The organism is Streptococcus infantis (assembly GCF_047465185.1).
Taxonomy (GTDB): domain Bacteria; phylum Bacillota; class Bacilli; order Lactobacillales; family Streptococcaceae; genus Streptococcus; species Streptococcus infantis_O.
The window spans coordinates 19927-39374 of sequence record NZ_JASHAJ010000004.1; the positions used below are offsets into that span (position 1 = coordinate 19927).

Here is a 19448-nt window from a genome sequence, read left to right on the forward strand (position 1 = left end):
AACTCCTATTTAAAAACAAAATAGAAGAGAGGAGATAAAAATCTGACAATGTCTTTGATTTTTACACTCCACTCTCTGAGCAATAGTGAATTTTATTTTCTATTACAATTATTCTGTTGTATCTAAGAAACCAACATACTTACGTTTCAATAGATAACCTTCCAATTGTTTAATTCCTTCGATACCTGTAGAGATAATGATTAGCAAACTTGTTCCCCCAAAAGCGACAACTTCTGAAAGACCAAATAAATCTTTAGCTACAATAGGTAGGATAGAAATCACACCTAGGAAGATTGATCCGACTGTTGCAAGACGACGAAGAAGTTTTGACATATATTCTTCTGTCCCTTTACCAGGACGGACACCATGGATATAAGCTCCACTCTTTTGTAAATTTTCTGCTGCTTTCTCTGGGTTGATCTGTACAAATGTATAGAAGAATGTAAAGAGAATAATCAACAGAGCATACAACGCAACACCTGTTGGGGTTGAAGTAGATACCAACTCTTGAGCTGTTTTTACCCATTCCCAATTAAGACCAGACGCACTTACGAATTGTAAAATTGCTGCCGGTGCTGCTGTAATAGAGCTAGCAAAGATAACTGGGATAACCCCAGCAGGGTTAATCTTCAATGGAAGATAGGAGCTTGACGGCGCACCTTGAGCTACCTTTGTATACTGAATTGGAATCTTGTATTTAGCTTGTTCAACGTAAGTTGTAAAGTATACAATTAACAAAACAGCAACGATTAAGATGGCAACGAAAATGAGAGACGATGTCAATCGACTACTTGGTACATTGACAAAGTAGTCCACATAGATGCCCTTAACCATATCAGGAATTGAAGCAACAATCCCTGCAAAGATAATCATTGAAACACCATTACCATATCCCTTATCTGTGATTTGCTCTCCCAGCCAGGTTACAATCATGCTACCTGCTGTTAAGATTCCTCCAATCACAAGAAAAACTTGTGGTGTAAGTGGTACAGTCAAAAGTTTAGCTCCAGACAGAGCGTTAAAACCAGCAGTAATACCGACTGATTGAACAAATGCAAGCACTAGTGCAATGTATCGAGTCGCTTGGTTTAACTTTCTACGACCAACTTCCCCTTGTTTGCCCCACTCCACAAACTTTGGTAATAAATCCATTTGCAAGAGTTGGACGACGATTGAGGCTGTAATATAAGGGCTAACTCCAAGAGCAAAAACTGAAAAGTTTTTCATGGCATTCCCTGACACCAAGCTCAACATATTCAAGAAGGATAGTCCACTCAAAGCGTTCAAGCTATTTGCATTTACCCACGGTACAGTAATACTAGTACCGATACGAAAAACAAATACGATAAAAATTGTGAATAAAATCTTTGATCGAACCTGTTTAACTTTGAGTGCTTCTCTCAATAATTTAAAAAACATAGGTCACCTCACTTAGATGACTTCAACTGAACCACCTTTAGCAGTGATAGCTTCTTCAGCTGATTTAGAGAATTTAGCAGCTTTAACAGTCAACTTCTTAGTCAACTCACCGTTACCAAGAATCTTGATACCTGATTTTTCAGCTTTAACAATTCCTGATTCTACAAGTACCACTGGAGTTACTTCAGCACCATCATCAAAGGCGTTCAATTGGTCAAGGTTAACAATCGCATACTCTTTAGCGTTGATGTTAGTAAATCCACGTTTTGGAAGACGACGGAACAATGGAGTTTGTCCACCTTCAAAACCAAGGCGTACTCCGCCACCGCTACGAGCTTTTTGACCTTTTTGACCACGACCAGATGTTTTACCGTTACCTGATGAAGTACCACGACCTACACGGTTACGATTTTTACGAGAACCTTCTGCAGGTTTCAATTCATGAAGTTTCATTATATATTTTCTCCTCTTTTGTAAAATGCTAGCGCCGATAAGAGAGAAAAGGTTGTCTCACCTATCAACTCGCCTATACTGAGTCATCTAAGATGACTATATCTAGTTTTAGGGGATGGTCTTATGCACATCCCCTAAAATTTTATTAGTTTACTTCTTCAACTGTTACCAAGTGAGATACTGCAGTGATCATACCACGGATAGCAGCGTTATCTTCTTTAATAACAGAGCTGTTCAATTTGCCAAGTCCAAGTGCTACAACAGTTTTACGTTGTGATGGAATGCGTCCGATTGGAGACTTAGTCAAAGTAATTTTAATTTGAGCCATTTTATCCCCTTTCTTATGCCAAATCAGAAACTGAAATACCACGAAGGGCAGCAACTTCTTCAGCGCGTTTTAATTGTTTCAAACCTTCAACAGTTGCGCGAACAATGTTGATTGGAGTGTTAGAGCCAAGTGATTTAGATGTAATATCTGCCACACCTGCCAATTCCACAACGGCACGAACTGCACCACCTGCGGCAACTCCAGAACCTTCTACAGCTGGTTTCAATAATACTTTAGCTCCACCGAATTCTGAAAGAACTTCATGTGGGATTGTTGTTCCAACCATAGGAACTTCGATCAAGTTTTTCTTAGCATCTTCTACTGCTTTGCGGATTGCTTCTGGAACTTCTTGAGCTTTACCAGTACCAAATCCTACACGACCATTGCGGTCACCAACAACTACAAGAGCTGCGAAACGAAGACGACGTCCACCTTTAACAACTTTTGTAACACGGTTAACAGCAACTACGCGTTCTTCAAGTTCTACTGCATTGTCTTTAAATGCCATTTTCTAGTGTCCTCCTATTAGAATTTCAATCCGTTTTCACGAGCTGCATCAGCCAAAGCTTTCACACGTCCGTGATATAGATATCCACCGCGGTCGAACACCACTTCTGAAATACCTTTAGCACTTGCACGTTCTGCAACGAGTTTACCGACAGCAACGGCTTGTTCAGTTTTAGTTCCTTTTGAAACTTCTTTGTCAAGAGTTGAAGCACTTGCGAGCGTTACACCCGCTACGTCATCAATCACTTGAGCGTAGATGCCTGTATTAGAACGGAATACGTTCAAACGTGGGCGATCAGCAGTTCCAGAGAGTTTTCCGCGAACGCGACGGTGGCGTTTTTGGCGGAGTTTGTTTTTATCTGGTTTAGAAATCACAGTTTTCACCTCTTTAATTTTAAATCGTGTGCTATGCACAAAGTTGGTAATGAGGTTGGTGGTTGAAAATCAACCACTCAACATTATTTACCAGTTTTACCTTCTTTAAGACGAACAAATTCGCCAACGTAACGGATACCTTTACCTTTGTATGGTTCTGGTGAACGAAGGCTACGTACGTAAGCAGCTGTTTGACCAACTTTTTCTTTTGAAATTCCGCTGATAACGATAGTCGTTGGGTTTGGAAGTTCAAAAGTAATTCCTGCTGGAGCTTCAACTTCATCTGGATGTGATTTACCAACAGCCAAAACAAGTTTGTTTCCTTGAAGTTGAGCACGGTAACCAACCCCACGCATTTCAAGTTCTTTCTTGAATCCTTCTGAAACACCAATAACCATGTTGTTCAAAAGTGCACGAGTAGTTCCGTGGATAGTTTTCATTTCTTTTGAATCGTTTGGACGGTGAAGAGTTACTTCAGTACCTTCCACACGGATTTCAATATCTTTTGAGAACTCACGAGTAAGTTCTCCTTTAGGTCCTTTTACAGTTACAACGTTGTCATTGTTAGTGATTTCAACACCAGCAGGCAACGCGATAACTTTATTACCAATACGTGACATGTTTTTATTCTCCTGTTAAATTGTCAGGCCATAAAGGCCAGTTTTCACGGGGCTTAAGATACTTATTTAGTTCAAGAGCTGAACTGAACACGCTCTAAGAACTGTGCAAAATAGATAAGTTGGCTTGTTTGTCAACAAACTGCTCCAACTTCCTAATTTTGCTTTGTTCTTTACGAGCTTTGTATCTTGATTTTACCAAACGTAAGCGATAACTTCCCCACCAACATTCTTTTGGCGAGCTTCTTTATCAGTAAGCAAACCTTCTGAAGTTGAAAGGATAGCAATTCCAAGACCGTTAAGTACTTTTGGAAGATCTTCACGTTTTTTGTAGACACGAAGTCCTGGTTTAGAAACGCGTTTCAAGTTAGTAATAACTCGTTCACCGTTTGCTCCGTATTTAAGGAATACACGGATAATGCCTTGTTTGTCATCTTCGATGATTTCTACGTTCTTAACAAAACCTTCGCGTTTAAGGATTTCAGCAATCCCTTTTTTGATGTTTGATGCAGGTACTTCAAGTACTTCGTGTTTTGCTTGGTTAGCGTTACGAATACGAGTTAGGAAGTCTGCGATTGGGTCAGTCATAACCATTTTATTTTTCTCCTCTTACTAGTAGTTTGCAAGTTGCACTTGCTAGTTAATGATTGAGCTGAGCTCAGAAAGTATTGATACATTCAAACTAGATAATCTCCATTTGAACACGAGCTACAACCTGGGCAAAAAAGATAGATTTGTCTTGGAGCATCGTTCCTGCACCAAATCTCCTATTTTTGCTGGGGTTGTTACGCTCTTTGTATCATGATATTACCAAGATGCTTTTGTTACACCAGGAATTTGACCTTTATATGCCAATTCACGGAAGCAAACACGGCAAAGTTTAAACTTGCGGTAAACTGAGTGTGGACGTCCACAACGTTCACAGCGAGTGTATGCTTGAGTAGAGAACTTCGCTGGGCGTTTGTTCTTAGCAATCATAGATTTTTTAGCCATTAGTTATACCTCCTATATTATTTTGCAAAAGGCATTCCAAGGCCTGTAAGCAATGCACGTGACTCTTCGTCAGTGTTAGCAGTAGTTACGATAACGATGTCAAGACCACGAGTTTTGTCAACGTCATCAAAGTTGATTTCTGGGAAGATCAATTGCTCTTTCACACCAAGTGTGTAGTTTCCGCGTCCGTCAAATGATTTCGTTGGAACACCGTGGAAGTCACGTACACGTGGAAGTGATACTGAAACCAATTTATCCAAGAATTCGTACATACGTTCACCACGAAGGGTAACTTTTGCACCGATCGCAACACCTTCACGAAGACGGAAGCCGGCGATAGATTTTTTAGCTTTAGTGATAAGTGGTTTTTGACCTGAGATAAGCGCCAATTCTTCAGCAGCTTTTTCAAGGCTTTTAGCGTTTGATACTGCTTCACCAACACCCATGTTCAAAACGATCTTATCCACTTTAGGAACAGCCATCACTGATGAGTAGTTAAATTGTTCTGTCAAAGCAGGAACTACTTCATTAAGATATTTTTCTTTTAAACGATTTGCCATTATACTTCTCCTTTCCTTCGTGATTAATCAAGCACTTCGCCTGATTTTTTGTTGTAGCGAACTTTTTTACCGTCTACAAATTTGTAACCAACACGACCAGCTACACCATTTTTGTCCAAAACTTGAACGTTTGATACGTGGATAGCTGCTTCCTTCTCGATGATACCACCTTGAGGAAGTTCGTTAGTTGGACGTTGGTGTTTCTTAACGATGTTAACACCTTCAACGATAACTTTGTTTACTTTTGGAAGGGCAGTAAGGACAACAGCTTCTGTTCCCTTATCTTTACCAGCGATTACGCGAACTTTGTCGCCTTTTTTTACAAACATTTTTTTCTCCTTTTATTCTTACGCCCAATGGGCACCCTGGCTAGACCAGGGGACTGTGTTTGTTTTTATTGATTAAAGTACTTCTGGAGCAAGTGACACGATCTTCATGAAGCCACCTTCACGCAATTCACGTGCAACAGGGCCAAAGATACGTGTTCCGCGAGGAGTTTTGTCGTCACGGATGATAACTGCTGCGTTTTCGTCAAATTTGATGTATGAACCATCAGCACGACGAGCACCTGATTTAGTACGAACGATAACTGCTTTAACAACGTCACCTTTTTTAACCGCACCACCAGGAGTAGCTTGTTTTACAGATGCCACAATAACATCACCGATGTTCGCAAACTTACGTTTAGAACCACCAAGAACTTTGATAGTCAAGATTTCGCGTGCACCGCTGTTGTCTGCGACTTTCAAACGAGTTTCTGTTTGAATCATTTCAGTTTTCTCCTTTCAGGCTTGATTAGATGATAACCGCTTCTTCAACAACTTCTACAAGACGGAAACGTTTTGTAGCTGAAAGCGGGCGAGTTTCCATGATACGTACGATATCGCCTTCTTTGGCAACATTGTTTTCATCATGTGCTTTGTATTTTTTAGAGTAGTTAATACGTTTACCATAGACTGGGTGGTTACGTTTTGTTTCAACTACAACTGTGATTGTCTTGTCCATTTTGTCAGATACAACACGTCCAACAAGAACTTTACGATTATTGCGTTCCATTGAAATTTCTCCTTCCCTAGTCTATTATTTCGCTTCAGATTGAACTGTTTTGATACGAGCGATTTGTTTTTTTACTTCTTTCAAGCGAGCTGTTTGTTCTAATTGACCAGTAGCAGCTTGGAAACGAAGTTCAAACAATTCTTTTTTCAATTCGTTTTCGCGCTTCGCGAGTTCTTCTTGAGAAAGACCACGAAGTTCTTTAACAAATTCTTTTACTTCATTAAGTTTCATGCCTTCTCCTTATTCTGCTTCACGTTTTACGAATTTACATTTAACTGGCAATTTGTGGCTTGCAAGGCGAAGCGCTTCGCGAGCGACCTCTTCAGGTACACCAGCAACTTCAAACATTACTTTACCACGTTTAACTGGTGCTACCCAACCTTCAGGTGCCCCTTTACCAGATCCCATACGAACCCCGATAGCTTTAGCTGTGTATGATTTGTGTGGGAAGATTTTAATCCAAACTTTACCACCACGTTTCATGTAACGAGTCATGGCGATACGAGCAGCTTCGATTTGGCGGTTAGTAATCCAGTGGCTAGTTGTAGCCTGAAGACCGTATTCACCAAAAGCTACTTCTTTTCCACCTTTAGCTTCACCGCGCATTTTACCACGGAATTCACGACGGTGTTTAACACGTTTAGGTACTAACATTGGTTATTTACCTCCTTTAGTGTTTTTACGAGCTGGAAGAACTTCACCACGGTAGATCCATACTTTAACACCAAGTTTACCGTATGTAGTATCTGCTTCTTCCCAAGCGTAATCGATATCCGCACGAAGTGTGTGAAGTGGAACAGTTCCTTCAGAGTATCCTTCAGCACGGGCGATATCTGCACCGTTCAAACGACCTGATACTTGAGTTTTAATTCCTTTAGCTCCAGCACGCATTGCACGTTGGATTGCTTGTTTTTGTGCACGACGGAAAGCAACACGTTGCTCCAATTGACGAGCAATTCCTTCACCAACAAGGTGAGCATCCAAATCAGGTTGTTTGATTTCGATGATGTTGATGTGTACTTGTTTTCCAGTCAATTTGTTAAGTTTAGCACGGAGTGCATCAACGTTAGCACCACCTTTACCGATAACCATACCTGGTTTAGCAGTGTGAAGTGAAACGTTAACTTTGTTTACTGCACGTTCAATTTCAATAGTTGAAACTGCTGCGTCAGCAAGTTCTTTTTGAACGAATTTACGGATTGCAAGATCTTCATGAAGGTAATCCGCGTATTCTTTTTCAGCATACCATTTGGCATCCCAATCACGGATGATGCCGACACGCATACCAATTGGATGTACTTTTTGACCCACGATTTTACCTCCTTATTTTTCTGCAACAGCTACAGTGATGTGAGCTGTACGTTTGTTGATTGGTGAAGCTGAACCTTTCGCACGTGGACGGAAACGTTTCATAGTTGGTCCTTCGTTTGCGAATGCTTCAGATACTACCAAGTTAGCTTTATCCAAACCAAAGTTGTTTTCAGCGTTAGCTACAGCTGAGTTCAAAACTTTCAAGATGATTTCAGCAGCTTTGTTTGGAGTGAATGTCAAAATTGCGATTGCATCGGCTACGCTTTTACCACGGATGTTGTCAAGAACAAGACGTGATTTACGAGGTGAAACACGTACTGTGCGAGCCATTGCTTTAGCTGAAGTAATTTCTGCCATTTATGTTCTCCTTATTTTCTACGTGTCTTCTTGTCGTCTGCGGCGTGACCTTTGTAAGTACGAGTTGGTGCAAATTCACCAAGCTTGTGACCTACCATGTCTTCTTGGATGTAAACAGGTACGTGTTTACGTCCATCATAAACTGCGATAGTGTAACCAATGAAACTTGGGAAGATCGTTGAACGACGTGACCAAGTTTTGATAACTTTTTTCTTTTCGTCGTTAGCTTGAGCTTCAACTTTTTTCATCAAATGCTCATCGACGAAAGGTCCTTTTTTAAGACTGCGTCCCATTTTTATATTTTCTCCTTTAAATATAGTACCACAGCGGCTTGCGCTCTCAACGAGCGCTACCGAGCTGGCGGATTATCTAGCGCTTAAGCGACTAATTTTAAATTATTTCTCGTTGCGACGACGAACGATAAGTTTGTCAGATTTCGCTTTCTTGTTACGAGTTTTAAGACCAAGAGCAGGTTTGCCCCATGGAGTTGATGGTGCTTTACGACCAACTGGTGCTTTACCTTCACCACCACCGTGTGGGTGATCGTTAGGGTTCATTACAGAACCACGAACTGTTGGGCGGATACCTTTCCAACGGCTACGTCCTGCTTTACCAAGGTTTACAAGTCCATGTTGTTCGTTTCCGACAACACCAACTGTAGCACGACAAGTTCCAAGAATCATACGAACTTCACCAGATTGAAGACGAACAAGAACGTATTTACCTTCTTGACCCAATACTTGAGCAGAAGCTCCAGCAGCACGTACCAATTCTCCACCACGACCTGGTTTTAATTCGATGTTGTGGATCAAAGTACCAACTGGGATGTTAGCAAGTGGAAGAGCGTTTCCGACTTTGATATCTGCTTCTGGACCTGAAACGATACGTTGACCTACTTCAAGGCCTTTTGGAGCGATGATGTATGCTTTCACACCGTCAGTGTAGTGTACAAGAGCGATGTTTGCAGAACGGTTTGGATCGTACTCGATAGTTTTAACAACTGCTTCAACGTTGTCTTTGTTACGTTTAAAGTCAACCAAACGGTAGAAACGTTTGTGTCCACCACCTTGGTGACGAACTGTGATACGACCGTTGTTGTTACGACCAGCCTTGCTCTTCAATGCAACAAGCAATGATTTTTCAGGAGTGCTTGTTGTGATTTCAGCGAAATCCAAAGAAGTCATATTACGGCGACCGTTTGTTGTTGGTTTATAAACACGAATTCCCACGATATTTCCTCCTTAGATTATTCAGCTTCAGCTGCAAACAACTCGATTGCTTTTGAATCAGCTGTAAGAGTGATGATAGCTTTTTTAGTTTTGTTAGTAAAACCAGTGTAACGTCCAACACGTTTAGCTTTAGGTTTCACGTTGATTGTGTTAACATTTGCAACTTTAACACCTTCGAAAGCAGCTTCAACGGCTTGCTTGATCAAAAGTTTGTGTGCACGAGTGTCAACTTCAAATACATATTTGCCTGCTTCAAGTTGAGCCATTGAGCTTTCAGTGATAACAGGTTTTTTGATAACATCATACAAATTCATTATGCAAGAACCTCCTCGATTTTAGAGATAGCTGCTTGAGTAACAAGAAGTTTGTCACTATTTGCGATGTCAAGAACACTTGCAGTGGTAGCAGTCGCAACTTTCACGTTTGGAAGGTTACGAGCTGAGAGAGCTGCGAATTCGTTTCCTTCTTCAAGAATAACAAGGACTTTAGAATCGATGCTCAAAGTTGCAAGAACTTTTGCAAATTCAGCAGTTTTTGGAGCTGTAAATTCAAGAGAATCAACGGCTACAAATTTGTTTTCAGCAACTTTTTCTGAGTAAACAGATTTAAGCGCAAGGCGACGAACTTTTTGAGGAAGTTTGTACGCATAGCTACGTGGAGTTGGTCCGAAGACGATTCCACCACCACGCCATTGTGGAGAGCGGATAGAACCTTGACGAGCACGTCCAGTTCCTTTTTGACGCCATGGTTTGCGTCCGCCACCTGAAACAGCTGAGCGGTTTTTAACTGCGTGAGTTCCTTGACGAAGGCTAGCACGTTGGCTGATGATCACATCAAACACAACAGATTGGTTTGGTTCGATACCAAAGATTGCATCGCTAAGAACAACTTCGCCCGCTTGTTTACCAGTTTGGTCGAATAATGTTACATTTGCCATTTTGACTGTATTCCCCTTTCCTTATTATTTACCAGCTTTAACTGCTGACTTGATAGTGATAAGAGATTTCTTAGCACCTGGTACGTTACCTTTGATAAGGATAACGTTCTTTTCTGGAACAACTTGTACAACTTCAAGGTTTTGAATTGTTACGCGGTCACCACCCATACGTCCTGCAAGGTTTTTACCTTTGAATACGCGGTTAGGTGCAACAGGTCCCATAGAACCTGGACGACGGTGGTAACGAGAACCGTGAGCCATAGGTCCACGTGATTGTCCGTGGCGTTTGATAACACCTTGGAAACCTTTACCTTTAGATGTACCAGTTACATCAACAATGTCTCCAGCTGCGAAAGTGTCAACTGTGATTTCAGCACCAACTTCCAAGCCTTCAACGTTTTTGAATTCACGAATGAAGCGCTTAGGAGCCGTGTTAGCTTTTGCTACATGTCCTTTAGCAGGTTTGTTGCTCAATACTTCGCGTTTGTCATCGAAACCAACTTGGATAGCGTTGTAACCATCTGTTTCAACAGTTTTAACTTGAAGAACAACGTTTGGAGTTGCTTCGATAACTGTTACAGGGATCAATTCGCCAGCTTCAGTGAAGATTTGAGTCATTCCCACTTTTTTCCCTAAGATTCCTTTTGTCATGAGAAAATAGTTCCTTTTCTATATTTTTTATTCAAAAAGTTTTTAACGAGCGTTTTTTATGCTCAAGGTATCAAGCTTTAAATTAAAGTTTGATTTCTACGTTTACACCACTTGGAAGATCCAATTTCATCAAAGCGTCAACTGTTTTTTGAGTTGGGTTGATGATGTCGATCAAACGTTTGTGTGTACGCATTTCGAATTGTTCGCGAGAATCTTTATATTTGTGAGTCGCACGAATGATTGTGTAGAGGCTACGCTCAGTTGGAAGTGGGATTGGACCCGCAACTTGTGCACCTGTACGAGTAGCTGATTCTACGATTTTTGCAGCCGCTGTGTCAAGCGTACGGTGTTCGTAAGCTTTCAAACGGATACGGATTTTTTTGTTTGCCATCTTTTTCTCCTTTTCGTCTATTTAAGATAATAGGCTAGCTCCACAAGAAAACCGACGCGCGTTGCGTGGCAATGCAACCGAGCGTGTCGCAACCTCTTGCATCAAAGCTAAGGCTGTAATTTACAGCACCATAATAGAATAACACAAAGCCCCTGCGATTGCAAGGGATTTGACAGGATTTTTTTAATTTTTTAGATGAAACTGTTTTCGTACCTTTCTGAAACAAAAAAGACAATCTATTCTCATTTTTTATATATCTTTTCCTATTAAATAGTTCATTAATAAATAGTCCTTTTCTATTTGAAACTGATTTTGAGATTGGTTAATTAACACATCCGCCTCTTTTTCTGTTTCTTGATAATAACGGCGATATTGTCCACGTCTTATTTGATGAGTCTCACGAACAAACGAGGCTTCGCTTTTCCTCACAGTGGTATCTCTTCCCAGACGACGCTCCAACTCAGTTTCCTCATCCGTGTAGAAACAAATGGTTTTGTCAAAAAGTTCCTTGGGTAGAAAACCCACAGACATCCCTTCGACTATCAGAATCGGTTTTGCTCCCGATAATACCTCACTAGCCTTCCAAGGTTCTTCGATTGTCAAGACATCCATACCCGCTTGCAAGGCTAGAATATCTCTCTGTAAGCTTGCCAATTCATGTGCCACTGGCAAACATGCTGTCACTTTTTGGTCCGGTGTTTCTTTAGGCACTACCAAATATCGTCCTGAAGTAATATAGGGATCTGTTTCTAGTAAATTTGCCTTTTCAGCATCCAATGCTTGGTACAATTCTTGAGCAAAAGTTGATTTTCCTGAAGCGCCGTGGCCGTAGATACCCAGTGTTCTTACTTTTCCAGTTTCTATCTCTGAGACCAGTTGTTCTATTAAGTCTTTTTTCTTCATTCTCTCTTCACCTGTTCATAGCTTTCTTTTCCATCGTTAAGCTTGTCCCAAATCACCACTTGCCCACTTTTGAGGGATTTTTGTACATCGATAATTCGTTGATTGGAAGAGCCACGGAATTGAAGCATGAGATTACGCTTGCTTTTATCATACCGTCCATCAACCAAGATATCAATCAGTGACAAGAGCTCCAGTTTATCAGGTGTCTCCAACATCATCTCTTCCCAAGTGTAGCCCGTCCAAGACCAGATATCTTTTTCTGGTAACTCTTTCCGAATGCGTTTAACGAGAGGCAAAAGAATTACAGTATTCAGGAAGGGCTCTCCACCGAGTAGGGTCAAACCTTGAACATAAGGCTGGGCAAGATCTGCCATAATCTGTTCTTCCAACTCTAGTGTATAAGGAATCCCGGCATTAAATGACCAGGTCGCTACATTGTAGCAACCTTCACAGTGAAACATACAACCTGCTACGTAAAGGGAGTTGCGCACTCCCTCTCCATCGACAAAGTTAAAAGCCTTATAGTCAATGATACGCCCTTGACTGAGTTCTTCACTCTTCCACTCGCCTGGTTTTGGTGTATTCCATGTCATGCTGTCTACTCCAACTCTATCCAGTAGCGCTCCGTTCCATTTCGAACATCCTCTAACTGCCCTCCATTAGCTAAGATAATAGCTCGGCTTGCTGGATTTTCTGAGCTACAAGTCACAAGCGCTCGTTTGATATTCTTTCCCTTAGCAACTTGTAGACCTTGTCGGAGGGATTCTTTCGCATACCCCTTACCTCTTTCAGATGGACGAACGGAATAGCCAATGTGGCCAGCATAATTCAGCAAGCCCTCATTCAGTCTCAATCGCAGATTCAAAAATCCTAGAGCTCGACCTGATTCACCAAACAATACGAACTGTATCGATGGAACGCGATTTTCAGGCAAATTTATTCCCATTTCTTTTTGCATATTTGTCTCCAGCCACTCTTCGTAAACAAAACCCTCAGCATTCCAAAAACCACCATCGTGGGCTGATTGGTTCTTTTCAAACTCTGCCATCATCTCTAAAACTGTTTCTTTATCTGCTAATGTCGGTCTGCGTAGTTCCATATTCCCCTCCCCGCTATAAGAAAAGTGAGAGGCAACTCTCACTTTTTCTTGTTTTTGTTTAAAAATTGTTCTCTAAGGCTAGCCACTCGGTCTTTTTTATTGACTCCACCCTTTGAATGTTTTTCGTGGAATCGTTGGACCAAAGCCTTGCCTTTATCATCTAATTGATATTTTCCCATGCTATCTCTTTCTAATTTTTTACTTCATGTCCTGCCGTTTTAATAGTCGAGCCATTCATGTGTTTGACACGCGCAGCAATTTCCTTGTGACGACCGTTTACCATCGGACGAGCTTGCGGATTTCCAAGATAGCCACAGGTCCGTTTAACAACATCTACTGTTTTAGGATCATTATTACCACAGTTAGGACAAGCAAATCCTCTCTCAGTTGGTTCAAAATCTCCTTCAAAATCACACTTATAACAACGGTCAATCGGAGTATTAGTTCCGAGATAGCCTACACGGTCATATGCATAGTCCCACACAGCTTCCAAAGCCTTTGGATTTTGTTGGAGAACTGGGTACTCGCAGTAGTGGATAAAGCCACCAGATGCACCCGCTTCTGGGTAGACTTTCTCAAAGTCCAATTTTTCAAAAGGTGTTGGATTTTTGCGGACATCATAATGGAAGGAATTTGTGTAGTACTCTTTATCTGTGATGTCTGGAATAGAGCCAAACTTCTCTGTATCCAAGCGGCAGAAGCGGTCTGTCAGACTTTCAGATGGTGTTGAATAAATAGAGAAGTGATACCCATATTGGTCTGACCACTCTTCCACTCGATGTTTCATATCTCGAATAATATCCAGTGTGAATTCCTTGGCTTCTGGATTGGTTTCCCAATTGTTGCCAAAGAATACTGTCGCTACTTCGTACAAGCCAATATAGCCCAGAGAAATAGTTGCACGACGGTTCTTAAAGAGTTCGTCAACACTTTCTTCCTTACCAAGGTGGCGTCCAAAAGCTCCGTATTGATAAAGAATTGGTGCATTAGCTGGAGTGGCTTCCTTGGTTCTTTCCACACGGTAAACCAAAGCATCTTCCGCGATATTCATACGCTCGTTGAAGATTTCCCAGAACTTGTTCAGGTCGCCTTCGGATTCAAGGGCGATACGAGGAAGATTGACCGTCACGACTCCTAGGTTCATACGGCCCGAATTGACTTCTACTCCATTTTCATCCTTCCATCCTTGAAGGAATGAACGGCATCCCATCGGAACTTTGAAAGAACCAGTTAACTCGACAATCTTATCATAAGACAAGACATCCGGGTACATGCGCTTAGTTGCACACTCAAGAGCCAATTGCTTGATGTCGTAGTTAGGCGAGCCTTCCTCTAAGTTAAGACCTCTTTTAAGAGTAAAGATGAGTTTAGGGAAGATGGCTGTACGGTGTTCTGAACCAAGCCCCTTGATACGAATGTTCAGGATTGCCTTTTGAATTTCACGTTCAAAACGACTGGTTCCTAGACCAAAACCAAGGGAAGTAAATGGCGTTTGCCCATTTGATGTAAAGAGGGTATTAATCTCGTACTCTAGAGATTGCATGGCATCGTAGATGTCTTTTTGGGTTTTCTTCCAGGCATATTCTTGGCGCTTGTCAGGCAAAACCCATTCCTCCGCATCCTTGAGGTGCTTTTGGTAATTTTTCTCTGCATAAGGAGCCAAAACTTCATCAATACGGTCTGCTGAACAGCCTCCATACTGACTTGATGCGACGTTTGCGATGATTTGTGAAATCTGCGCTGTCGCAGTTTGGATAGACTTGGGACTCTCTACCTCAGCATTTCCAATCTTAAAACCATTTTCCAACATACCCTTGAAATCAATCAAACAGCAGTTAGTCATAGGGGTATAGGGACTGTAGTCCAAATCATGATAGTGGATATCCCCTTTTTGATGGGCATTAGCCACATGTTTAGGAAGCATTTGAAGTCCGATGGATTTCCCAACAATCCCTGCCGTCAAATCACGCTGGGTATTAAAAACATCACTATCCTTATTGGCATTTTCATTGACAACCGCCTGATCTTTATTGAGAAGTTTATGAATACTAAAGTTGATATCTGTCGCTTTTGAGCGCTCAAAATCCCTTTGAGTCCGATAGGTGATATACTCCTCAGCCAGAGCGTATTCTTTAGCTTCCAACAATTCGTGTTCTACGATATTTTGGATTTCATAGATTTTTACACCTTGTGGGAAACGGCTATGAATCTCTTCGACGATACGTTCAACTAGGGTACTAAGTCGTTTTTCAACCAAAGGGGTTACATCCATAACCTTTTCAGCAGCCTTATGAAGCGCTTTATCAATCTTGTCTACATCAAAAATTACACGTCTGCCGTCACGTTTTTCGACGAATAAAGTCGGATCAGGGACAGCCTTCTCTTCCAATACAATCATATCCAAACCCTTTTCTTAAATATAATATTGATTCTAAAAAGTATTATATCACTAAAAAAATAAAAATCAATATCTTGTGTCAAAAAATAAAAATTTTTTAAAATTACACAAGATATTGATAGTTTTTATTTTAATTTATAGAGTTTAAAATCTTTGAATTCACTTTGAACCGCTTGATAATTTTCAGCTAAGAGCTGCTCAACTTCTGTCCATAGACTTGTTTTTGTATTCACTACAATCATCTTTGGTTGATTATCTCTCAGATCATTAACAAGCTTGGTACGATTTTCACCAAGTCCTGTATGCAATCTAGGCGAAAGCAACTGACTCGCAGCTAAACGTTCACTAGCCTTATAACTACTTGTCAGATTATCCCAAACATAGATACGATCTGTAGCTTGAGTTTCCCCTTTGACCTTGGTTTCGATGGCTGTACGTTCTTGATATAGTTCTGCATGAAGTAAATATCGTGATACTACAGGTGCTAAGAATAGGTAAGCAAGAGCTAAAATTGGTAGATAGACATTTCCTTTTACAAAAGCTCCCCATACCGAAGTTTCTTCTCTAGATCGTCTACGGCGATTCGCTCCTTCCGCTTTCTCTGTTGGAATTCGTGTCAGCAAAAGAAGCGATAAGAAAGGAAGGAACTCAATCATACGACTACCATTGATAAGATCCGTAGAAAAAATTTCTAAAACTAATACCAAAATGACAGCTATTGAAGCAGTGATTGATAAGACTGATTGCTTCAATGGTTTAGATTGGAAGAGACCTGTCAATGCTAGCGTCAATGCTCCAAGAGCAATTGCTAACAATCCATAAAAGAGGATATTGTCGAGTAATCCCGAGTTAGACGTAAAGTTTAAACTATCTAATGGATAAAGGATTTGACTAATCGCATTTCCAAAGCTACCTTTATAAGCTGTATAATATCCGATTGGATAAAAGAGAATTGAAAAACCAAAGCCCGCTGCAAAAAATTGGTAGACACCATGAGCCAAATTTTTGCGACCAACATTAAAAGCTGTTACAGCAAAAAACAAGACAAAGGCGTACAAAGTTGTAACCAAAGGTGCAAAGAAAAATGCTAGAGCTAAGCTAGCTCCAATACGGATAAATCCTTTGTCAAGGCTTGGTTCTGCCAAATAAGCTGTTACTAAACTCAAGGAATAGAACAAGAATGGGAGTGCAAGAATAGCTGCATAGCCCCCACCAAAACTAAGAGCACTAGCCAGGACATAAAAGACTGTCAATATTTGTTGCGATTGCTTATTTTGTTCCGTCAGATTGTAAGCCGAACGGAAAAGAAAGAATCCGGCACCTACTAAAGCCAACCAATTAAAGACGGCAAATAAAATACTACCCTTGGTTAAATACTGTAAAAAGTAATAGAGGAGACCACTAGTTCCAAAATAATCTGCGTAGATATCTCCACTCTGATGCATAGCCCATCCAATATAAAAATCCTGAGACTGCTCCGGACTTATTAACCCTAAGAAGAAGGGTAAAATTACGGACACAAGCACCACTATAGTACTCAAAAAGAGGATATTCAAAAATGGTAAGCAGGCAGGCTGACGAGTTTCAACCTCGAGTTGCTCCTCATTTTCTACTGGAGCATCCTGACTTCCCATCCAAGTTGGAGTTGGTTCGTCTTCTAATCTGCCATATACGTTCATTCGCTCTCTCCTATATTTTAATTTGTTCTAGTATATCAAAAAGTCTAGTTCTTGTCAGCCTTTGGCGGACGTTCGCTCAACTTTTCAGACAAGGTAACAAAGCGTTCAATCTCATAAAAACGATGATATGAAACTCTTTTATAGCGGTCTAAAAAATTTTTTTCTTCTACTGTAAGCATAGTCATTTCTCCTTTTCTCTTAATTCGAAAAATGAAGAAAAATTTAAAAAACTGAATTCTCAAAAGAGAATTCAGCTTTTTATTTTTAGTCAGCTTTCTTTTCTAAGTTTTTAGAAATGCTTCGATTTTTACCTTCTAAATACACCATAAGAATTGAAATATCTGCTGGGTTTACACCTGAAATACGGCTAGCTTGGCCGATGGTTTCTGGATTGATGAGCTTGAACTTCTGGCGAGCTTCAGTCGCGATAGAGTCAATATCATCCCAGTCAATATTCGCTGGAATCCGTTTTTCTTCCATGCGTTTCATCTTGGCAACCTGATCCATGGCTTTTGAGATATAGCCTTCGTACTTGATTTCTGTTTCAATCAATTCGATAATCTTGTCATCTAACTCTTCAGCAGCAGGTCCGATAAAGGCCACCACATCTTGGTAAGAGACTTCTGGGCGACGGAGAAATTCCTTGGCTGTCACGGCATCAGTCAATGGTTTGAATCCCATCGCTTCAACCTTAGCGTTCGTTTCCTTGACTGGTTTAAGTTTGATGCTGTCTAAACGCTTCATCTCATTGTCAAATTGGTTTTTCTTGATTTTAAAGCGAGCCCAGCGTTCATCGTCGACAAGACCAACCTCACGACCAATCTCAGTCAAACGCATATCCGCATTATCATGACGGAGAATGAGGCGGTATTCTGCACGACTGGTCAATAGACGGTAGGGTTCAATCGTTCCCTTGGTCACCAAGTCATCAATCATGACCCCAATATAACCGTCGCTTCGCTTCAAAATTAACTCAGGCTTACCTTGGATTTTCAGAGCCGCATTGATACCCGCGATAATCCCTTGACCAGCAGCTTCTTCGTAACCTGACGTTCCATTTGTCTGGCCAGCAGTGAAAAGTCCTGAGATTTTCTTGGTTTCAAGCGTTGCACGCAACTGATGAGGCAAGACCATGTCGTACTCGATAGCATAACCAGTTCGCATCATCTCTGCATTTTCCAAACCTTTGATGGAATGAACCAAATCACGTTGGACATCCTCAGGAAGACTGGTTGAGAGACCTTGCACATAAACTTCTTCTGTGTTTCGTCCTTCTGGTTCAAGGAAAAGTTGGTGACGTTCCTTGTCCGCAAAACGTACAATTTTGTCCTCAATCGACGGACAGTAACGAGGTCCCACTCCCTTAACCACACCTGTAAACATAGGCGCACGGTGGAGATTGTTTTGGATAATTTCATGACTGGTACCATTGGTATAAGTCAACCAACATGGTACTTGGTCCTTTACATAATCCTCATCACGTGAAGTATAAGAAAAGTGATTTGGTGTTTCATCTCCTGGCTGGATTTCTGTCACATCATAGTTGATAGAGGAAGCCTTGACACGTGGAGGTGTTCCTGTCTTGAAACGACCGATCTCGAGGCCCAATTCCTTGAGATTATCAGCTAGGTTAATCGAAGCTAAGCTGTGGTTAGGACCTGACGAGTACTTGAGGTCTCCGATGATGATTTCCCCACGGAGGGCTGTCCCTGTAGTCACAATAACAGCCTTTGCAGCATACTCTTGATGGGTCGCTGTACGAACACCGACAACCTTGCCATCTTCCACCAAAATCTCATCAATCATAGTTTGACGAAGAGTGAGATTCTCTTGATTTTCAACCGTTTTGCGCATTTCCTTAGAGTAAAGCTCCTTGTCAGCCTGCGCACGAAGGGCACGAACAGCAGGTCCTTTCCCAGTGTTGAGCATCTTCATCTGGATGTAAGTCTTGTCAATAGTTTTTGCCATTTCGCCACCAAGAGCATCGACTTCACGCACAACAATCCCCTTGGCAGAACCACCAATAGACGGATTACATGGCATGAAAGCCAACATTTCAATGTTGATAGTCGCCAGCAAGACCTTGCAACCCATACGGCTCGCAGCTAGGGAAGCTTCGACCCCCGCATGTCCCGCACCGATTACAATAATATCGTATTCTTCTGTAAAATTATAAGTCATTTTC

General features: G+C 41.2%; 30 protein-coding genes. All 30 read right to left on the reverse strand.

Annotation, left to right across the window (positions count from 1 at the left end):
• Positions 1 to 108: 108 nt before the first annotated feature.
• The 30 genes from secY to mnmG all read right to left on the reverse strand — a co-directional run bounded on the left by secY (position 109) and on the right by mnmG (position 19444).
• Positions 109 to 1419 (reverse strand): preprotein translocase subunit SecY, encoded by a 1311-nt coding sequence (secY, locus tag QM382_RS07980; protein WP_414272954.1) that lies wholly within the window; start codon positions 1417 to 1419, stop codon positions 109 to 111.
• Positions 1420 to 1431: 12 nt separating this feature from the next.
• Positions 1432 to 1872 (reverse strand): 50S ribosomal protein L15, encoded by a 441-nt coding sequence (gene rplO, locus QM382_RS07985; RefSeq protein ID WP_250307901.1) that lies wholly within the window; start codon positions 1870 to 1872, stop codon positions 1432 to 1434.
• Between the two features lie 145 nt (positions 1873 to 2017).
• Complete coding sequence (gene rpmD / locus QM382_RS07990) at positions 2018 to 2200, reverse strand: 50S ribosomal protein L30 (RefSeq protein WP_000057241.1); 183 nt, start codon at positions 2198 to 2200, stop codon at positions 2018 to 2020.
• Positions 2201 to 2213: 13 nt separating this feature from the next.
• Positions 2214 to 2708 carry a 30S ribosomal protein S5 gene (rpsE, locus tag QM382_RS07995; RefSeq protein ID WP_004251100.1) on the reverse strand — a complete coding sequence of 165 codons (495 nt, stop codon included), beginning with the start codon at positions 2706 to 2708 and terminating at the stop codon, positions 2214 to 2216.
• Between the two features lie 17 nt (positions 2709 to 2725).
• Entirely contained in the window at positions 2726 to 3082 is a 357-nt protein-coding gene (rplR, locus tag QM382_RS08000) for a 50S ribosomal protein L18 (RefSeq protein ID WP_004251098.1), read from the reverse strand.
• 83 nt (positions 3083 to 3165) lie between these two features.
• Entirely contained in the window at positions 3166 to 3702 is a 537-nt protein-coding gene (rplF, locus tag QM382_RS08005; protein ID WP_414272955.1) for a 50S ribosomal protein L6, read from the reverse strand.
• Between the two features lie 192 nt (positions 3703 to 3894).
• Positions 3895 to 4293 (reverse strand): 30S ribosomal protein S8, encoded by a 399-nt coding sequence (gene rpsH, locus QM382_RS08010; protein WP_004251095.1) that lies wholly within the window; start codon positions 4291 to 4293, stop codon positions 3895 to 3897.
• Between the two features lie 213 nt (positions 4294 to 4506).
• Entirely contained in the window at positions 4507 to 4692 is a 186-nt protein-coding gene (locus QM382_RS08015) for a type Z 30S ribosomal protein S14 (protein WP_001085699.1), read from the reverse strand.
• A gap of 17 nt (positions 4693 to 4709) precedes the next feature.
• On the reverse strand, positions 4710 to 5252 hold the full coding sequence (rplE, locus tag QM382_RS08020; protein WP_000013542.1) for a 50S ribosomal protein L5: 543 nt from the start codon (positions 5250 to 5252) through the stop codon (positions 4710 to 4712).
• Positions 5253 to 5275: 23 nt separating this feature from the next.
• Entirely contained in the window at positions 5276 to 5581 is a 306-nt protein-coding gene (rplX, locus tag QM382_RS08025; RefSeq protein WP_000497691.1) for a 50S ribosomal protein L24, read from the reverse strand.
• Positions 5582 to 5653: 72 nt separating this feature from the next.
• Positions 5654 to 6022: a 50S ribosomal protein L14 gene (gene rplN / locus QM382_RS08030; protein WP_000616547.1), complete on the reverse strand. Its 369-nt coding sequence runs from the start codon at positions 6020 to 6022 to the stop codon at positions 5654 to 5656.
• Positions 6023 to 6047: 25 nt separating this feature from the next.
• Complete coding sequence (gene rpsQ, locus QM382_RS08035; protein ID WP_000440801.1) at positions 6048 to 6308, reverse strand: 30S ribosomal protein S17; 261 nt, start codon at positions 6306 to 6308, stop codon at positions 6048 to 6050.
• 24 nt (positions 6309 to 6332) lie between these two features.
• Positions 6333 to 6539, reverse strand: a complete 207-nt coding sequence (gene rpmC, locus QM382_RS08040; protein WP_000772918.1) for a 50S ribosomal protein L29 — start codon at positions 6537 to 6539, stop codon at positions 6333 to 6335.
• A 9-nt stretch (positions 6540 to 6548) separates the two neighbouring features.
• Entirely contained in the window at positions 6549 to 6962 is a 414-nt protein-coding gene (rplP, locus tag QM382_RS08045) for a 50S ribosomal protein L16 (RefSeq protein ID WP_214262803.1), read from the reverse strand.
• Between the two features lie 3 nt (positions 6963 to 6965).
• Positions 6966 to 7619, reverse strand: a complete 654-nt coding sequence (gene rpsC, locus QM382_RS08050) for a 30S ribosomal protein S3 (RefSeq protein WP_000529936.1) — start codon at positions 7617 to 7619, stop codon at positions 6966 to 6968.
• 12 nt (positions 7620 to 7631) lie between these two features.
• A complete protein-coding gene (gene rplV, locus QM382_RS08055; protein ID WP_000818137.1) occupies positions 7632 to 7976 on the reverse strand; it encodes a 50S ribosomal protein L22 in 345 nt (114 codons plus the stop codon).
• An 11-nt stretch (positions 7977 to 7987) separates the two neighbouring features.
• Positions 7988 to 8269, reverse strand: coding sequence for a 30S ribosomal protein S19 (gene rpsS, locus QM382_RS08060; protein WP_000533766.1), 282 nt, complete (start codon positions 8267 to 8269; stop codon positions 7988 to 7990).
• Between the two features lie 102 nt (positions 8270 to 8371).
• Positions 8372 to 9205 (reverse strand): 50S ribosomal protein L2, encoded by an 834-nt coding sequence (gene rplB, locus QM382_RS08065; RefSeq protein ID WP_000512910.1) that lies wholly within the window; start codon positions 9203 to 9205, stop codon positions 8372 to 8374.
• Between the two features lie 17 nt (positions 9206 to 9222).
• A complete protein-coding gene (locus QM382_RS08070; protein WP_001055347.1) occupies positions 9223 to 9519 on the reverse strand; it encodes a 50S ribosomal protein L23 in 297 nt (98 codons plus the stop codon).
• Complete coding sequence (rplD, locus tag QM382_RS08075; RefSeq protein ID WP_414272956.1) at positions 9519 to 10142, reverse strand: 50S ribosomal protein L4; 624 nt, start codon at positions 10140 to 10142, stop codon at positions 9519 to 9521. The genes QM382_RS08070 and rplD overlap by 1 nt, the downstream gene beginning before the upstream one ends.
• A gap of 24 nt (positions 10143 to 10166) precedes the next feature.
• Positions 10167 to 10793 (reverse strand): 50S ribosomal protein L3, encoded by a 627-nt coding sequence (gene rplC / locus QM382_RS08080; RefSeq protein WP_414272957.1) that lies wholly within the window; start codon positions 10791 to 10793, stop codon positions 10167 to 10169.
• Positions 10794 to 10875: 82 nt separating this feature from the next.
• Entirely contained in the window at positions 10876 to 11184 is a 309-nt protein-coding gene (gene rpsJ, locus QM382_RS08085) for a 30S ribosomal protein S10 (protein ID WP_003009585.1), read from the reverse strand.
• A 249-nt stretch (positions 11185 to 11433) separates the two neighbouring features.
• Positions 11434 to 12087 carry a uridine kinase family protein gene (locus QM382_RS08090; protein ID WP_414272958.1) on the reverse strand — a complete coding sequence of 218 codons (654 nt, stop codon included), beginning with the start codon at positions 12085 to 12087 and terminating at the stop codon, positions 11434 to 11436.
• A complete protein-coding gene (gene nrdG, locus QM382_RS08095; protein ID WP_414272959.1) occupies positions 12084 to 12680 on the reverse strand; it encodes an anaerobic ribonucleoside-triphosphate reductase activating protein in 597 nt (198 codons plus the stop codon). Before nrdG ends, QM382_RS08090 begins: the two co-directional genes overlap by 4 nt.
• A gap of 5 nt (positions 12681 to 12685) precedes the next feature.
• On the reverse strand, positions 12686 to 13186 hold the full coding sequence (locus QM382_RS08100; RefSeq protein ID WP_414272960.1) for a GNAT family N-acetyltransferase: 501 nt from the start codon (positions 13184 to 13186) through the stop codon (positions 12686 to 12688).
• A 38-nt stretch (positions 13187 to 13224) separates the two neighbouring features.
• Entirely contained in the window at positions 13225 to 13365 is a 141-nt protein-coding gene (locus QM382_RS08105; protein WP_000521611.1) for a hypothetical protein, read from the reverse strand.
• Between the two features lie 11 nt (positions 13366 to 13376).
• Positions 13377 to 15584 carry an anaerobic ribonucleoside-triphosphate reductase gene (nrdD, locus tag QM382_RS08110; protein WP_414272961.1) on the reverse strand — a complete coding sequence of 736 codons (2208 nt, stop codon included), beginning with the start codon at positions 15582 to 15584 and terminating at the stop codon, positions 13377 to 13379.
• Between the two features lie 125 nt (positions 15585 to 15709).
• On the reverse strand, positions 15710 to 17263 hold the full coding sequence (locus tag QM382_RS08115) for a damage-inducible protein CinA (protein ID WP_414272962.1): 1554 nt from the start codon (positions 17261 to 17263) through the stop codon (positions 15710 to 15712).
• Between the two features lie 44 nt (positions 17264 to 17307).
• Complete coding sequence (locus QM382_RS08120) at positions 17308 to 17442, reverse strand: hypothetical protein (protein ID WP_024054483.1); 135 nt, start codon at positions 17440 to 17442, stop codon at positions 17308 to 17310.
• Positions 17443 to 17527: 85 nt separating this feature from the next.
• Positions 17528 to 19444, reverse strand: coding sequence for a tRNA uridine-5-carboxymethylaminomethyl(34) synthesis enzyme MnmG (gene mnmG / locus QM382_RS08125; RefSeq protein ID WP_414272963.1), 1917 nt, complete (start codon positions 19442 to 19444; stop codon positions 17528 to 17530).
• Between the last annotated feature and the right edge of the window lie 4 nt (positions 19445 to 19448).

Bases quoted from the DNA above. Each gene is read 5' to 3' on its own strand.
- secY (WP_414272954.1), bottom strand. From the start codon at position 1,419: ATGTTTTTTAAATTATTGAGAGAAGCACTCAAAGTTAAACAGGTTCGA.
- rplO (WP_250307901.1), bottom strand. From the start codon at position 1,872: ATGAAACTTCATGAATTGAAACCTGCAGAAGGTTCTCGTAAAAATCGT.
- rpmD (WP_000057241.1), bottom strand. From the start codon at position 2,200: ATGGCTCAAATTAAAATTACTTTGACTAAGTCTCCAATCGGACGCATT.
- rpsE (WP_004251100.1), bottom strand. From the start codon at position 2,708: ATGGCATTTAAAGACAATGCAGTAGAACTTGAAGAACGCGTAGTTGCT.
- rplF (WP_414272955.1), bottom strand. From the start codon at position 3,702: ATGTCACGTATTGGTAATAAAGTTATCGCGTTGCCTGCTGGTGTTGAA.
- rpsH (WP_004251095.1), bottom strand. From the start codon at position 4,293: ATGGTTATGACTGACCCAATCGCAGACTTCCTAACTCGTATTCGTAAC.
- QM382_RS08015 (WP_001085699.1), bottom strand. From the start codon at position 4,692: ATGGCTAAAAAATCTATGATTGCTAAGAACAAACGCCCAGCGAAGTTC.
- rplE (WP_000013542.1), bottom strand. From the start codon at position 5,252: ATGGCAAATCGTTTAAAAGAAAAATATCTTAATGAAGTAGTTCCTGCT.
- rplX (WP_000497691.1), bottom strand. From the start codon at position 5,581: ATGTTTGTAAAAAAAGGCGACAAAGTTCGCGTAATCGCTGGTAAAGAT.
- rplN (WP_000616547.1), bottom strand. From the start codon at position 6,022: ATGATTCAAACAGAAACTCGTTTGAAAGTCGCAGACAACAGCGGTGCA.
- rpsQ (WP_000440801.1), bottom strand. From the start codon at position 6,308: ATGGAACGCAATAATCGTAAAGTTCTTGTTGGACGTGTTGTATCTGAC.
- rpmC (WP_000772918.1), bottom strand. From the start codon at position 6,539: ATGAAACTTAATGAAGTAAAAGAATTTGTTAAAGAACTTCGTGGTCTT.
- rplP (WP_214262803.1), bottom strand. From the start codon at position 6,962: ATGTTAGTACCTAAACGTGTTAAACACCGTCGTGAATTCCGTGGTAAA.
- rplV (WP_000818137.1), bottom strand. From the start codon at position 7,976: ATGGCAGAAATTACTTCAGCTAAAGCAATGGCTCGCACAGTACGTGTT.
- rpsS (WP_000533766.1), bottom strand. From the start codon at position 8,269: ATGGGACGCAGTCTTAAAAAAGGACCTTTCGTCGATGAGCATTTGATG.
- QM382_RS08070 (WP_001055347.1), bottom strand. From the start codon at position 9,519: ATGAATTTGTATGATGTTATCAAAAAACCTGTTATCACTGAAAGCTCA.
- rplD (WP_414272956.1), bottom strand. From the start codon at position 10,142: ATGGCAAATGTAACATTATTCGACCAAACTGGTAAACAAGCGGGCGAA.
- rplC (WP_414272957.1), bottom strand. From the start codon at position 10,793: ATGACAAAAGGAATCTTAGGGAAAAAAGTGGGAATGACTCAAATCTTC.
- rpsJ (WP_003009585.1), bottom strand. From the start codon at position 11,184: ATGGCAAACAAAAAAATCCGTATCCGTTTGAAAGCTTACGAACACCGT.
- QM382_RS08090 (WP_414272958.1), bottom strand. From the start codon at position 12,087: ATGAAGAAAAAAGACTTAATAGAACAACTGGTCTCAGAGATAGAAACT.
- nrdG (WP_414272959.1), bottom strand. From the start codon at position 12,680: ATGACATGGAATACACCAAAACCAGGCGAGTGGAAGAGTGAAGAACTC.
- QM382_RS08100 (WP_414272960.1), bottom strand. From the start codon at position 13,186: ATGGAACTACGCAGACCGACATTAGCAGATAAAGAAACAGTTTTAGAG.
- QM382_RS08105 (WP_000521611.1), bottom strand. From the start codon at position 13,365: ATGGGAAAATATCAATTAGATGATAAAGGCAAGGCTTTGGTCCAACGA.
- nrdD (WP_414272961.1), bottom strand. From the start codon at position 15,584: ATGATTGTATTGGAAGAGAAGGCTGTCCCTGATCCGACTTTATTCGTC.
- QM382_RS08115 (WP_414272962.1), bottom strand. From the start codon at position 17,263: ATGAACGTATATGGCAGATTAGAAGACGAACCAACTCCAACTTGGATG.
- QM382_RS08120 (WP_024054483.1), bottom strand. From the start codon at position 17,442: ATGCTTACAGTAGAAGAAAAAAATTTTTTAGACCGCTATAAAAGAGTT.
- mnmG (WP_414272963.1), bottom strand. From the start codon at position 19,444: ATGACTTATAATTTTACAGAAGAATACGATATTATTGTAATCGGTGCG.